16 protein-coding genes and 1 other annotated feature are annotated in these 13,345 nt (G+C 46.9%); all 16 genes read right to left on the reverse strand.

The features are described 5' to 3' along the window. Nucleotides 1–21 precede the first annotated feature (21 nt). Nucleotides 22–660: a hypothetical protein gene (locus EJL91_RS20580; RefSeq protein WP_125143837.1), complete on the reverse strand. Its 639-nt coding sequence runs from the start codon at nucleotides 658–660 to the stop codon at nucleotides 22–24. A gap of 143 nt (nucleotides 661–803) precedes the next feature. Next, complete coding sequence (rplL, locus tag EJL91_RS20585; RefSeq protein ID WP_125143838.1) at nucleotides 804–1,175, reverse strand: 50S ribosomal protein L7/L12; 372 nt, start codon at nucleotides 1,173–1,175, stop codon at nucleotides 804–806. A 115-nt stretch (nucleotides 1,176–1,290) separates the two neighbouring features. Then, complete coding sequence (gene rplJ / locus EJL91_RS20590) at nucleotides 1,291–1,779, reverse strand: 50S ribosomal protein L10 (RefSeq protein WP_125143839.1); 489 nt, start codon at nucleotides 1,777–1,779, stop codon at nucleotides 1,291–1,293. Nucleotides 1,780–1,828: 49 nt separating this feature from the next. Then, nucleotides 1,829–1,967: a sequence feature (ribosomal protein L10 leader region), on the reverse strand. A 733-nt stretch (nucleotides 1,968–2,700) separates the two neighbouring features. Next, the gene (locus EJL91_RS20595; protein ID WP_125143840.1) at nucleotides 2,701–4,653 is read right to left on the reverse strand and encodes a sensor domain-containing diguanylate cyclase; all 1,953 of its coding nucleotides are present in this window, start codon (nucleotides 4,651–4,653) and stop codon (nucleotides 2,701–2,703) included. Next, on the reverse strand, nucleotides 4,637–6,067 hold the full coding sequence (locus EJL91_RS20600) for an extracellular solute-binding protein (protein ID WP_125143841.1): 1,431 nt from the start codon (nucleotides 6,065–6,067) through the stop codon (nucleotides 4,637–4,639). Before EJL91_RS20600 ends, EJL91_RS20595 begins: the two co-directional genes overlap by 17 nt. 205 nt (nucleotides 6,068–6,272) lie before the next feature. Beyond that, nucleotides 6,273–6,968, reverse strand: coding sequence for a 50S ribosomal protein L1 (gene rplA / locus EJL91_RS20605; protein ID WP_125143842.1), 696 nt, complete (start codon nucleotides 6,966–6,968; stop codon nucleotides 6,273–6,275). A gap of 97 nt (nucleotides 6,969–7,065) precedes the next feature. After that, complete coding sequence (gene rplK, locus EJL91_RS20610; protein WP_125143843.1) at nucleotides 7,066–7,491, reverse strand: 50S ribosomal protein L11; 426 nt, start codon at nucleotides 7,489–7,491, stop codon at nucleotides 7,066–7,068. Nucleotides 7,492–7,573: 82 nt separating this feature from the next. Then, nucleotides 7,574–8,089, reverse strand: coding sequence for a transcription termination/antitermination protein NusG (gene nusG, locus EJL91_RS20615; RefSeq protein ID WP_125143844.1), 516 nt, complete (start codon nucleotides 8,087–8,089; stop codon nucleotides 7,574–7,576). Nucleotides 8,090–8,110: 21 nt separating this feature from the next. Then, entirely contained in the window at nucleotides 8,111–8,314 is a 204-nt protein-coding gene (secE, locus tag EJL91_RS20620; protein ID WP_125143845.1) for a preprotein translocase subunit SecE, read from the reverse strand. Between the two features lie 56 nt (nucleotides 8,315–8,370). After that, the gene (rpmG, locus tag EJL91_RS20625) at nucleotides 8,371–8,520 is read right to left on the reverse strand and encodes a 50S ribosomal protein L33 (RefSeq protein WP_021640493.1); all 150 of its coding nucleotides are present in this window, start codon (nucleotides 8,518–8,520) and stop codon (nucleotides 8,371–8,373) included. A gap of 406 nt (nucleotides 8,521–8,926) precedes the next feature. Continuing rightward, nucleotides 8,927–9,439, reverse strand: a complete 513-nt coding sequence (locus EJL91_RS20630) for a GNAT family N-acetyltransferase (RefSeq protein WP_125143958.1) — start codon at nucleotides 9,437–9,439, stop codon at nucleotides 8,927–8,929. 115 nt (nucleotides 9,440–9,554) lie between these two features. Beyond that, on the reverse strand, nucleotides 9,555–10,460 hold the full coding sequence (locus EJL91_RS20635) for an AEC family transporter (protein ID WP_125143846.1): 906 nt from the start codon (nucleotides 10,458–10,460) through the stop codon (nucleotides 9,555–9,557). Then, nucleotides 10,438–11,769, reverse strand: coding sequence for a Na+/H+ antiporter NhaC family protein (locus EJL91_RS20640; RefSeq protein ID WP_125143847.1), 1,332 nt, complete (start codon nucleotides 11,767–11,769; stop codon nucleotides 10,438–10,440). Before EJL91_RS20640 ends, EJL91_RS20635 begins: the two co-directional genes overlap by 23 nt. Nucleotides 11,770–11,917: 148 nt before the next feature. Then, a complete protein-coding gene (locus tag EJL91_RS20645; RefSeq protein WP_125143848.1) occupies nucleotides 11,918–12,322 on the reverse strand; it encodes a hypothetical protein in 405 nt (134 codons plus the stop codon). 27 nt (nucleotides 12,323–12,349) lie between these two features. Next, nucleotides 12,350–12,811: a hypothetical protein gene (locus tag EJL91_RS20650; protein WP_125143849.1), complete on the reverse strand. Its 462-nt coding sequence runs from the start codon at nucleotides 12,809–12,811 to the stop codon at nucleotides 12,350–12,352. Between the two features lie 35 nt (nucleotides 12,812–12,846). Continuing rightward, a complete protein-coding gene (locus EJL91_RS20655; protein ID WP_125143850.1) occupies nucleotides 12,847–13,338 on the reverse strand; it encodes a GNAT family N-acetyltransferase in 492 nt (163 codons plus the stop codon). Nucleotides 13,339–13,345: the final 7 nt, after the last annotated feature.

Below are 13,345 nucleotides of genomic sequence, written 5' to 3' on the forward strand. Positions count from 1 at the left end.
ACAGTCGTGGAGCATTCACAATCATTTATCGGCACATTTCACGATAAATTCCAATGAATCGACGGCAACCGGTACAGCTCTCTCCCTTATTTCCTCCGATACCTGGGCGAGTTTAGCATTCACCCGGTACATCTGCGCATTCCTGTTAAAGAATACCGTTTTTTCAAACGGCCAGCGTATTACGGTCGGAGTTTTAAAACCTTCCCCCAGCTCCAGTACCAGCAGACGATGGCCTAGCGTTCCTGCAAGCCACTCCTTATACCGGTTCCATCCCGGCAGATAACCTTCCTCGATATAGTGTTCCGCCTCTATCGTATTGCTGATCAGAGGAGCCTTGCAGTGGGGACAGAGACCGTCCGCAATCTCATCCTTTTCCCAGATATCCTTCGTACATGCATCCCTGCACTGAAACCAGTTCACATTGCCGCAGGGAGCCGTAATCCTCTCCGCATTCAGAGGACTCTGAAAAATTCGGCCGTCCGTCACGGTTGTCACGATAAAATAATCTTTTCCCTCCATCAGCCTGAATAAGGCCCGGTATGCCTCCTTTACATCGGATTCCTTCGATTTTCCCCACTCGGCTCCGATTCCAATCAGGACATATTCACAATCCTTCAAATTTTCCCGCAGATTATCCACAATTTTATCATACTCTTCCATCTCTGCCCTCCTGTCATATGTGCATAGAACCTCAAAGGTTCACTGTTAATCCGTACCCGGAAACGCCAAAAGAGCCCGCAACGCATGGAAACCACACGCCACAGACTCTTTTATTGTAATGCAAATTAAGCTGGATTGCAAAATTATTTTAATGTAACTTTTGCGCCTTCTGCTTCTAATTTTGCCTTTAAGTCTTCTGCTTCCTCTTTGGAAACGCCAACTTTTACAGCCTTAGGAGCGCTGTCAACTACTTCTTTAGCTTCTTTTAAGCCAAGGCCTGTAGCTTCACGAACAACTTTGATAACTTTAACTTTGTTAGCGCCAACTTCTGTTAACTCTACGTCAAATTCTGTCTTCTCTTCTACTGCTTCTGCTGCGCCTGCTGCTGCAACTACAACGCCTGCTGCTGCGGATACACCAAACTCTTCTTCACATGCTTTTACTAAGTCGTTTAATTCTAATACAGATAATTCTTTAATAGCTTCGATAAATTCAGCTGTTGTTAATTTTGCCATTTTAATGTTCCTCCTGTAATTTTACTATTTAATATTTATGCACAGCTTTTCTGTGCTGTCTCTGCTGCCCTAGGCAGCTTTACAATTCTTTCCGTCTTGATTTCCCGGATGGAAATTATGCCTCTTTGGACTCTGCGATCTGATTGAGAACGCGAGCAAAGTTGGTAATTGGGGACTGGATGCTTCCAAGCAGTTTTCCAAGAAGAACTTCTCTGGACGGGATAGTTGCGATAACCTGCATTCCCTTTGCATCGTAGTATGTTTCTTCAACAATACCACCTTTGATCTCCAACTTGTCTGCTTTCTTTGCGAATTCAGCTAAAATTCTTGCCGGTGCTGTTGCATCTTCTTTGGATACAGCTAAAGCTGTAGGTCCTTCCAGATTTGGCTCTAAAGCTTCGAATGCAGTTCCCTTAGCAGCAAAGCGAATCATCGTGTTCTTATATACTTTATAAGAAACGCCTGCTTCCCTTAACTGTTTACGGAGCTGTGTATCCTGCTCTACAGTCAGACCACGGTAGTCAACGACTACTGCTGTCTTAGCGCCGTTGAATAATTCAGAAATTTCAGCTACAACCGGCTGTTTTAATTCAACTTTTGCCATGAATGGTTTACCTCCTGTATTATTTAATCTAACCGCCTGGTAAACTTCGATAACCAATAAAAAACCTCTTTATCCATGAAGACAAAGAGGCGCAAACTTACACATTTAATATGGTATGTTCCCTCGGCAGGCGTTTTAACCTTATGCCTTACGGCACCTGCTGTCTTCGGCAGTTAACACTAAGATAAAATACCATATTTATTCGGGTTTGTCAAGGGGATTTTTTTAATTGAGATGTGAGGACGCCTCTGTAAGACGGCGGACGGGGGAGTGGGGGTATATGATTCTTCAGTCCCGGTTTGTAAGTTGTCGTGAAGGGGAATCCAGGAGAAAAAATTCCTACGGGGACTCGCTCCCGCTTGTGAAACGCACAGCGGATGCTAAGCTCGTGAGGGACCTCGCTAAGCACCGGCGGGCTTCAAGGTCTCCCTTCGGAAAGTTTTTCTCCTCCTTCCCCGGGCAGGTTATCGGCGGGACTGAAGACTCAGGGAAGGGTATTGCCCCGTCCGCCGTCATCAGGGGCTGATTGTCTCTTTCGTCAAGTGCGGTAGAGGTATAATCGCAGTGGTCGCGACAATATCCCTTCTCCTGAAAGAATAGAACAAATCAGCGGCCTCAGGCCGTGGTTCGGGATGGCGAAAACCTTCGCGTCTTCAGTCCCGGACCATAACCTGCCCGTGGGGAAGTAGGGAGAAAAAGATTCCGGAGGGAACCTGGGAGTTCATCGGCACTTACCGAGGTCTTTTCGAGGTTAGAGTCCGCTATGTACTCCGAAGAGCGCAAGCGTTTCCCGCAGGAACTTTTTCTGCCCGGATTCCCCACCCGCAACAACCTTTACTCCGGGACTGAAGACTCACAACCTCCCTCTCACCATCCCGCCCACCGGCCGTCCCGGCGGCGTTCTCCTTCCTCAGGAATATTTTACCGGTGTGCTTTTCCCTTTATCCTTCTTTTATTCCGGTACATATAGGCATCCGCCCTGGACAGCACATCCTTCGGCTCCATATCGCGGCCCGGTGTGTAAAAGGCATATCCTGACGCGATCGATGCATTGAATTCTCTGGTCTGGCTGTACTCTTCCATTGATTTCTTAATTCTTCCGATTCCATCCACTGCTTCTGCGGTATCACTGTCTTCCAGGTATACGGCAAATTCGTCTCCGCCTATCCGGTAGACCCGGCCGCTTGGGAAGGCATCCTGGATTGCTTTAGCTGCCATCCGGATATATTCATCGCCCATATCGTGGCCGTATCTGTCATTGACGCTTTTCAGATCATTTAAATCACACATGACAAAGCCTATTTTAACGGTGCCGTCAAAATGGTCCCGGATGTATTCCATCTTTTTTTCAAAGGCCAGTCTGTTTTTAACTCCCGTCAGCCCGTCTCTGTCGCGCTCCACCTTAAGCGCCTTTGTCTGCAGGACCTCATCCGTCACATCTTCGACAACACACCGGACCGTGCCGTCCGCAGACTTGCGGGTGATCTTGAGCCACCGGCTGCCGTCCATGTTATTCACTTTAAAAATTTCACCTTCTCCGGAACGCTCAAGACCCTTTAAAAATTCTGCGAATTTTGTCTTATCTCTGGTGTAATTCCGTTCCTGTTCCCGGGTCAGGCCAAGAAGTCCCGGAATCTGGTTCGTCATAAACACGCCGCCCGAATGGGAACGTATCTCAAAAACTCCCAGAGGAAGCTCGGACAGTTCCATCAATTTCGCATGCCTTGTAAACCACATGCTGACAAATACTGCAATAATAAGACCAATGGCAGCCGACATCACAAGGGCATACACCAGTATTTTTTCTATCTTATTTGGGAAATAAAGAAGGACCGGTTCTTCCATCATCCCCATCAGATACCATCCCTCATTCTCAAACGGCGTATTATGGTAATACATGCCCATCTGGCTGACACAGGCATATATTTCATGATTGCTGTTGTGATTTAAGAGACGGTAAATGCCGTTCTGCTCATCCAGGCATTCCAGTTTAAGCGGTCCGCTCTCATCCAGCATCCGCTTTTGTACTGCTCCATGGGTGATAGAAAGTTCAAGTTCATCCTCTATTGAACCGGTTGCAATAGCATAGCCGTAAGAGCCGCTGGACTGCAGATCTTTTGCCGGAAGGAAGCGGTACATATAGTTTACCGATATCTCAACTCCGAACACCGCCGCCACTTTACCATTCTCGCCAAACAGAGGAATGGAATACGTGATAACCTCCTCGTCCTGCGGGTTTACCTTGAATGGCAGGCTCCAATATCCCAGCCATCCCGAACGTCCATACTTCATTGCTGCTTCATATGGTTTATCAAAAAAATCCCGGTTGCTGTCGGTTAAATCAAGCTGAAAACTCCAGTTTGCAGTTGTCGCAATCCCCATTTTCTCAGCCACGTTCCAGGGCCCCGTCAGCATATAGACATTAGCATTGTCCTCTCCCGTCTTGTCAGGATTATTATTCCGAAAGTAGAGTGCAGCGAGGGAGTTATCCGTCCCTCCCTCGTCCGGCAATATCAGAAATGCTCCCGTGGTCTTTGTATGGAATAGTGCATCCAGCACCGTCGGAGCCAGAGCTTCCAGAACCTCGTTTTCCCGCCCGGAAATGTCCGGATTATCCATGCTTTCGAAGTAACGGCTCATCCGTTCCGTATCATACTCGAAATTCGTCCAGATATTCTCCATCTCATTTTCCAGATTATTCTTCTGTCCGTTTACCTTCTCGGAAAAAATCCTGTACTCATTCTGCTTTGCCCTTGTCAGAACGCCGCTGCCAACCATAATGCCGGTCAGCAGAACACTTTGGAAGACAGCAAAACAGACAAATACCACTGCTAAATTAAATGCAATATTCCTGCTCCTAATCTTTTTCCCCATCTGTTATACCAGCCATTTCTTTGATAAGAGAATCATACCACCGGTTAAAAAAAACATCCGACTGCAGATCCGACTGCACATCTTTCCTTATTTCCCCGTTTTCGATCCGTCTTTTCATTATCTCCAGGGCTTCGACGGTCTTATTTTGAAGTGACTCTGCAAAATACTTATTCTTATCATAGGAACCTTCAAAAACCTTTTTAATGTAAAATGGCCTTTGTTTTCTAGCGTCCAAAAATACACAGATGCTGCTGCCGATTGCGTCCGCGTTATTCGTCCTGTCGACGTGATTTAATAACTCCGGCACGGATTCAAGAGCTTTTTCTTCCACTGGCAGATATCCGGTGGCTACGGCAAAGCGTATATTCTGTTCCGGCGCCGTAAACCACTTAAGAAATTCACAGGCTGCCTTCTCCCGTATCCCGTCAGAGGCAAAGACGCCCATATTGGCCCCTCTCTGTGTCATATACCCGGCTCCCCCGCCAAATGTAGGGTATGGAAAACATTCGCACTCGATCGGGTAGGACTTCTCCTCATCTTCTATAACCTCTCCCGGAAAAAAACCGGCTCCGGCCGATGAGCCGATATAGGCCATCAGCTTTCCGCTCTTGACGCCGTCCTGATTGTATTCCCGGCTCTCATACCATCCCATTACGTGAGGCACATAATAAGCCTCCCACGCTCTGCGGGCCGCCTCCCTGGAAAATTCGAAATTACCGCTGTCGCTGTAAATCGTCTCTCCAAGCTGGGCCGCTGCCATGATTGAAAAATCATTGTAATAATTCATACCGAGAAATGGTTTTCCTCCGGACCATCCGTAGTAAAGCCCCGCCACTTCCGCCAGGCCCTCCCAGGTTCCAAGCTGCTCTTTCGACGCGCCTGTCTCCGCTGAAAAGATTTCCCAGTCGGTCTTGTTCAGATATAAAAGTTCGGTCGACTTTGCCACCGGGATCATCTTATGGTTCCCCTCATCATCCCATACGCCCTCTTCCAGAAACTCCGGCTGGTACTTCTGCAGCTCTTCTGCCGTAAAATACCGTTCCAAATGGACTAGCGGGGCTATCTGATCCAGCCTGTAGGCGCTGTCCGGATAGGATGCAAATAAATCAGGAAGAGGCTCTGATCCGATCATGCGGTTCGCAGATGCATACAAAACCTCCTCCAGCTCATCACTGGTGCCATATCCTTTGGCGTCTACAATAATATCTTTCTCCATCCCGACCGTATCATTAAACTCCTGAACCAGATTGTCGAACTGCATCTTCGCCACGGCATTATAAGAATGCCATAGTGTAATCACCACCGGCGATTCAGACTTCGGAGCCGCCGTTTCTCTATTGTTACATCCTGTAATACCGCATAGCAGCGTAAGTGCCATCAACGATATCATAGCATACATTTTTTTCTTCGTCATATCTTCCCATCACCATTTTCGCCCTTTTGTCTTTGTCTTTCATATCTAAGTATACAGGATCACATTCCCGATGTCTATTATCATTACAATTAATGCAAAAGGTACGCTTCACGAACTTTTCATTACCAATCCGCAAAAAAACCGGAACAAAAGCACACGGCCTTCGTTCCGGTTTTCTGATATAAATTTTTCTATCGCCCCTGAATTAGTTCACAAGCTTTGCAACATTTAATTTAACACCAGGACCCATAGTGGATGTCAGTGTTACGCTCTTTAAGTAAGAGCCCTTTAATGTAGCAGGTTTTGCCTTCAGGATAGCGTCGATAAGCGTCTGGAAGTTGTCCGCTAATTTGTCTTCTGTGAAAGAAGCTTTTCCTACTGGCACATGGATAATGTTTGTTTTATCAAGTCTGTACTCAATCTTACCAGCTTTGATATCGTTGATAGCCTTGGTTACGTCCATAGTAACTGTGCCGGCCTTCGGGTTTGGCATTAAGCCCTTCGGTCCAAGTACACGTCCTAAACGTCCAACAACACCCATCATATCAGGTGTAGCAACAACTACGTCGAAATCTAACCATCCTTCATTCTGGATCTTCGGGATGAGCTCTTCTGCGCCTACGAAATCTGCGCCTGCTGCCTGAGCCTCGTCTGCCTTCGGTCCCTTAGCGAATACAAGGATTCTAACTGTCTTACCGGTTCCGTGTGGTAAAACTACGGCACCACGGATCTGCTGATCAGCATGACGTCCGTCACAGCCGGTTCTGATGTGAGCTTCAATTGTTTCATCAAATTTAGCTGCTGCTGCTTTCTTAACGATAGAAATAGCTTCTGCAGCATCATAAAGATTTGTGCGGTCTACTAATTTAGCAGCCTCTACGTATCTTTTTCCTCTTTTCATTATAAATAACCTCCTAGTGGTGTTGTCGGGGATTTCCCTCCCACGTTACAAAAAAACATCTCAATTATACTTCACGGGTATGACTAATTACTTCAGCTTATTCAGCAACAGTGATTCCCATACTTCTTGCTGTACCAGCGATCATGCTCATAGCAGCCTCAAGGCTTGCTGCATTTAAGTCTGGCATCTTTAATTCTGCAATTTTCTGAAGTTCTTCTTTAGAGATGGTAGCTACTTTTGTCTTGTTAGGTGCAGCAGAGCCGGATTTAAGCTTGCATGCCTTCTTTAACAAAACTGCAGCCGGCGGAGTCTTTGTAATAAAGCTGAAACTTCTGTCAGCATATACAGTGATAACAACCGGGATAACCAGGTCGCCCTGATCTGCTGTTCTTGCGTTGAATTCTTTTGTGAACTGAACGATATTAACGCCGTGCTGACCAAGAGCTGGTCCAACTGGCGGTGCTGGTGTAGCTTTACCAGCAGGAATCTGTAATTTAATGTATCCTGTTACTTTCTTTGCCATGATTAGGCACCTCCTAAATAAATGTGGTAATTGCGGGGATTTCCCTCCCACGAGCCTCTAAACCGGTTAAAGGCCGTACTTGTTACATCTTCTTTACTTCTGTAAAAGACAGTTCTACCGGTGTTTCACGGCCGAACATCTCCACATTGATAGTAAGGGTCTGCTTTCCTTCGTTGATGGACTTGATAACACCAACGGTATCTTTCCAGGCCCCTGCGGTAACAACAACTGTGTCACCTTCTTCAAAATCGACTACTAATCCGGCTTCCCTGAATCCCAGAGAATCCATCTCGCCTTCCGTAAGCGGAACCGGCTTGGAACCCGGACCAACAAATCCTGTTACACCACGGGTGTTGCGTACTACATACCATGTGTCATCGTTCATAACCATGTTAATCAGTACATATCCGGGAAACATCTTCTTGGCAACCTGTTTCTGTGCCCCGTTCTTCAGCTCAATGACATCCTGCATAGGCACGGATACCTCTAAGATCTGATCCTGGAGCTTTCTGTTTTCAATTGTCTTTTCAATGTCAACTTTTACTTTGTTTTCATAGCCGGAATAAGTATGCACTACATACCAATTTGCTTCTGACATATTCTCACCTTTGCCCTTAAATTAGATAACGAAGTGCAGTCCTGTTACGATAATCGTATCAAGTGCTGCAATAATCAGTCCCAAAGCAACGGCAACCGCAACAACGGCGCCTGTCTGCTTAATGACAGTATCTTTGTCGGGCCAGACGATTTTCTTGTACTCGGCCTGAAGGCCTTTCCAATAGCTCTTTTTAGGAGCCTTTTTGGTATTTTCTGTTTCACCCATATTTTGTCCTCCAATGTTATCAGGCTGGCGCCTGATCCCAGGTACAATCAGTTACCTTATTTTGTTTCTTTGTGTAACGTATGTGTTTTACAGAATCTGCAATACTTCTTTGTTTCCATTCTGTCAGGATGAGTCTTCTTATCCTTAGTCATGTTGTAATTACGTTGTTTGCATTCTGTACATGCCAGTGTAATTCTTGTGCGCACGACTTCCACCTCCACTTAAAATTGTTGATTTGTCACAGCCTTTATTTTACAACGTTTTGCAGGGTTTTGGCCCTGATTTTGAGCATAAAAAAAAGACCTAAGTTCTTCCATTCGCCCGTCTACTATATCATAAATCTGGGGATTCGTCAATATATTTTTAGTTGGGCATAGAGGACCGTTTGTAAGGCTGAATGACTCTTCCCCAAGTGCGGGGACGCACTTGTTGCAGGCGCGAATTGTTTCGGGGATGTTTGGCCGGTTACGGTACTGATTGTTTTTGGGATGTTAGTTTTTTGTTTTATTTAAATTGATTATTCACAAAAAAACAGAGCCTTATTCCGATGTTAAGACATGAAGGTCACTCTTAATGAACTGTCCAACGAAACTGTCCACATTGAAAACTATATCATATGGTTGTCTTTTTCTCATATCCAAATTCATGCAGAACCAAATCTTCGTCAATTACTTCGTCATAGCTCCCATCTGCTTTTGTAAACCCGTTTTTCAAATAGAGATTTATCGCGGGATGATTGATATCTACGACAAAGAGTCTGAGATACCCGGCTCCAAGGGAACCTGCCAGGGCTGTGGCTTTTTGGAGCGCCAGACTTCCGATTCCTTTTCTTTTGTAATTGACGTTTACGCCGAGACGGTCGAGATAGATTGCCCTTCCATTCTGATTCCTCCATTTCAGACAGTCAGCTCCGGAATTGGAATCACATAAGGCAAATGCCGACACGATCTCTTTCTGCTGCGTCAGCACATAGAGCCGATGGTTTTCGATATCTTCCCCAAAGACTTCCCCCGGATAAATCTCATCCCAGATTTGGATGCCGTTCCTGTCCATGTCCCGGCATATCTCCTTATAGACCGCCCTGATCTGCGGCAAATCATCCATAACAGCCCTTCTCAACTCCATCACAGAATACACCCTCTCTTTCAAAATCACTTTTACAGAATTCACATTCATAAACATTCTCAGGCACGTGACTGACTCGCCAGCCCAGAAATGCATTGTTCTATAAACCCGGTTATTACATCACCCACATCGGAATCGTGATCATCGACAGCAGCGTAGACAGCACCACGCATTTGGTGGCGAATTCCGCATCGCTTCCATACCGTGCCGCAAAGATAGCCGCCGTTGCTCCGGCCGGCATGCCCGTCATGATCACGGCCACGCCGGAGGCCACCGGGTCGAGGCCCAGGGCACGGCTGAGTGCCAGGGCTGCGGCCGGGAGCAGGACGAGACGGAAGATGCTGAAGCCGACCGTAGTTTTATTAATAATGGTTCTGACGTCCACATCCGCAAGAATTGTTCCGATAATGAACATTGTAATAGCCGAATTGCAGCCGCCAATGCTTTTAACCGTGGAGGCCGCAGCTTCCGGCACATGAATCTGGGTGAACATCAGAAACAGCCCGATGTACACAGCAACCAGGCAGGGGTGGGTCAGTATGTTATGAATCACTTTCTTTTTATCAGACGTTCCTGCTACAAAATAGGAAGTGCCCGCCGACCACATGACCACGCGCATCGGTATCAGAAAGATGGAGGCATACAGCAGTCCCAGAGAACCGTAAACGCCCTCCGCAACCGGATTTCCAAGAAATCCTCCGTTTGATACGATCGTACAGTACTGGAGCACCTTTTTCTGCTGTTCTCCAAAGCCGTTAAATAAAAACCGGTTGAGAAAGAGACAGAAAAACTGCATGACAATTCCCACTGCCAGAAGAAGGCCGCAGGCCTTCATGATCGACAGGTCGAATTCAATCAGGCAGGATTTAATGATATTGCAGGGTATGATGATATTGACACAGAGGTCCGTCAGGCATCGTTTTCCCGGCTCATCTATGATTCCTTTTCTCTTTAAAACGGCTCCGGCCAAAATCATTATGAATAAGCTTCCCTGAAGGTTAAAAAGTCTTACGATTTCCATAAATGCTTTCCTCCCGTCTCTTTCTGTTTCTGAAAAGATTCCATGCCGGAAGCAGGTAAATGTAAAAAGCAAAAAGTATGCATCCGCCTACATTGACAGCCGATATCGCCGCCATAGGCGCTGCGCAGGCAACGGACCAGGGTACCAGCGGCGCCACAATAACAGCCGTATTTTCCAGGTAGAGCGCCATCTCCCTCTTGTCATGGACCATATCTTTGCAGAGCTGATAGGTTAGGATAATTCCCAGCGTCTGGTTGCATGCCGCCATCGAAGCCACCAGAGAGGTGACCAGTTCGCCTCCATAAGGTGTGATTTTCTGTCCCAGTCTGCCTATCCTCTGCTTAAGTCCCTGAAGAATTCCTGTTTGCTCAAAAATGTCGGAATAGGAGGAAGAAATACAGATAATTGCGCTTACTTTCACCATGGATAATAAGCCGCCCCCGTTCATCATGGCCGTCAGTCCCGGTTCCTCAATGCGGTAACCGGTGAACAGGAACGAAAAAAGCTCAGGAAGTGTTACTCCCTGAAGGAATATACTGATGATGCCGGCCGTCAGTATGCTGATCATCATGGTCTTTTTGACCCTGACCCTGAACAGGGACAGGATAATAACGATTCCGGCGGGTAACGCCGCGAGCCAGTGCATGTTAAAACTGTCCTTCAGCAGTGTAAGAAGACTGCCGTCGGGCGATGCGCCGGTTCCGTTCATGCCAAGGGCCAGATAGATGGCACACACCGCTGCAAAGGGGACAACCGAAGTCCGAATCATATTTTTTATATTATCAAAAATGTCCGTTCCTGTCAGTTCGCTGACAAGCAGGGCGCTGGTCGACATCGGGGAACATCGGTCGCCAAAGTAAATTCCCGACAGGATGGCTCCGCCCGCATAGACGGGATTCACCCCCGCTGCAGTGGCCATTGCCATGCTGATCACACCGCTGGTGGCCGCCGTCCCAAGTGAGGTCCCAGTAAGGACAGAGACGAAGCAGTTGAGGAGAAAAATAAAAAGAATAAATGCGGAAGGCACAATCAGACCGGAGGTGCAGACAACAAGAAACGGAATTGTTCCCGCGGCACGCCACAGAGCGGTCAGCATACCTATTAGCATAAAAACGATCAGCACATTTTTAACGGTTCTCACTCCGTTAAAAGACATCTTAAGAACTTCCGCCAACGAATTATGTTTTATCAAGGCATATCCGGCAAAAACAAAATATCCGAAAATCAGCGCGTACAGGACCGAAACTCCAAATACGGCCGAAAGCAGCAGCGCCGCTACAAACAGACCAATTACTGTTATCTCCAACATTTTTCTTCCCCCCTTATATCCTATATTATAAAGTATTAAATCTAATTGTCTAACTGTTCTTTTTGATATACAATAGTCCAATTTCATAAAAATAGCTTCCGGGCTGATCCATTGAGCCCGGAAGCGTTCTCTTCCATCATCGGGAAACTCAGTTTCCCTCCGCATTTTCTTTTCTGATCTTCAACACCGAAAATAAATATAATCCCGACATCGCCACCGCAATCAGGGACGCCGGGGCGCTCTGTGCGCTTGTGAGCAGCGTATTGATTAACCCCGCCGCATCCAGAGCCACCATAATAATACCCAGAATAAAGATGGCTTTTGTCCCGGAACCGGGTCTGCAGCTCTTAAGTCCCATAATTGCCGCGATTCCGCGGAAAACCGATTCCACTATCGCAACCATAGCAAGCATTATCGTGGCTCCAATCAGCGATTCATACTCCGTCCCGCTCAGGGCGCTGCTGCCGGCTGCCAGAATCACACCCGATATTACGGTGAGAATCGCCTGTGCCAGAATTACAATTGATGAAAATTTTAATATTGTACGGCTCACCTTTAGTTGTCCTCCAATGTCTGTCTTTTAGTCAAAAAAATCGTCCCCCGGATGTTCTGCAACTCCATCTTCGTCAATATAAATCCCGTTCACCCGCTTATCCTTTACCATGGCTCCCAGTTTATCAACATAATAGAGATCGCCGATCCAGCAGCTTCTTGCCAGTGAACCGTCTTTGTTGAAATAGTACCATTCTCCCATGAATTCAACCCACTCATCCGATACCATAGCGCCGGATTTGTGGAAATAATACTGCACACCGTCAATGATCATCGGGGTGTCGGCCATGTAGCCGGTATCTTTGAAATAATACCATTTCCCGTCCATCTCTTTCCAGACGGAAACGGGACAGCTGCCGTCCTCTTCCTGGTACCACCAGCCAAACTTATCCTGTATCCAGTCGGCATGCACAGGAGCAGGGGGATTCAGTGCAATAAAAACGATTGTCAGAACCGGAAGCAGAATTCTCCTTACCGCTCTTCCCTTCATAAATTGACCTTCACCTCCACGGATCCAAGCTATACTCAGATTATCAACTGATAAAACAATGTGTCAAGCCAGCGGCCGAACTTCCGGCCAACTTCTTTCGTGACTCCACAGTATTCAAAACCGAATTTCTCGTGCAGACGGATACTGGCGGTGTTGTCCGATGTAATTACCGAGATAATTGCATGCGTTCTGCCCTTCTCCCTGGCAATCCGCAGCAGCTCCGTCATCAGCGCTTCTCCGACTTTTCTGCCTTTGTATTTATGAGCCACATAAACCGAAAGTTCCGTCGTAGGGGCATAGGCATCATTGTCACGGTATACGGACAGGCTGGCATAACCCGCAACCGCACCGTCCTCCTCCGCCACAATCAGAGGAAACTCATCCCTGTTATGCTGCTCAAACCAGGCCCTTCTCTCCTCAACGGTTCTGGGCCTGATTGAGAATGACGCCGTGCCGTTCAGCACCTCATAATTAAAAATCTCAACCATCTCCTGTAAATCACTTTCTTCTGCCCACCGGATTGTCATTCTGCTC

The sequence above is a fragment of the Clostridium transplantifaecale genome (assembly GCF_900626075.1).
GTDB classification, from domain to species: Bacteria; Bacillota; Clostridia; order Lachnospirales; family Lachnospiraceae; genus Otoolea; species Otoolea transplantifaecalis.

Excerpts from the sequence above, each read along its gene's own strand:
- rplJ (WP_125143839.1), bottom strand. The coding sequence starts at position 1,779 with ATGGCAAAAGTTGAATTAAAACAGCCGGTTGTAGCTGAAATTTCTGAA.
- EJL91_RS20650 (WP_125143849.1), bottom strand. The coding sequence starts at position 12,811 with ATGAAGGGAAGAGCGGTAAGGAGAATTCTGCTTCCGGTTCTGACAATC.
- EJL91_RS20635 (WP_125143846.1), bottom strand. The coding sequence starts at position 10,460 with ATGGAAATCGTAAGACTTTTTAACCTTCAGGGAAGCTTATTCATAATG.
- secE (WP_125143845.1), bottom strand. The coding sequence starts at position 8,314 with ATGGGTGAAACAGAAAATACCAAAAAGGCTCCTAAAAAGAGCTATTGG.
- rplL (WP_125143838.1), bottom strand. The coding sequence starts at position 1,175 with ATGGCAAAATTAACAACAGCTGAATTTATCGAAGCTATTAAAGAATTA.
- EJL91_RS20580 (WP_125143837.1), bottom strand. The coding sequence starts at position 660 with ATGGAAGAGTATGATAAAATTGTGGATAATCTGCGGGAAAATTTGAAG.
- EJL91_RS20595 (WP_125143840.1), bottom strand. The coding sequence starts at position 4,653 with ATGGGGAAAAAGATTAGGAGCAGGAATATTGCATTTAATTTAGCAGTG.
- EJL91_RS20655 (WP_125143850.1), bottom strand. The coding sequence starts at position 13,338 with ATGACAATCCGGTGGGCAGAAGAAAGTGATTTACAGGAGATGGTTGAG.
- EJL91_RS20600 (WP_125143841.1), bottom strand. The coding sequence starts at position 6,067 with ATGACGAAGAAAAAAATGTATGCTATGATATCGTTGATGGCACTTACG.
- rplA (WP_125143842.1), bottom strand. The coding sequence starts at position 6,968 with ATGAAAAGAGGAAAAAGATACGTAGAGGCTGCTAAATTAGTAGACCGC.
- EJL91_RS20640 (WP_125143847.1), bottom strand. The coding sequence starts at position 11,769 with ATGTTGGAGATAACAGTAATTGGTCTGTTTGTAGCGGCGCTGCTGCTT.
- EJL91_RS20630 (WP_125143958.1), bottom strand. The coding sequence starts at position 9,439 with ATGGAGTTGAGAAGGGCTGTTATGGATGATTTGCCGCAGATCAGGGCG.
- nusG (WP_125143844.1), bottom strand. The coding sequence starts at position 8,089 with ATGTCAGAAGCAAATTGGTATGTAGTGCATACTTATTCCGGCTATGAA.
- rplK (WP_125143843.1), bottom strand. The coding sequence starts at position 7,491 with ATGGCAAAGAAAGTAACAGGATACATTAAATTACAGATTCCTGCTGGT.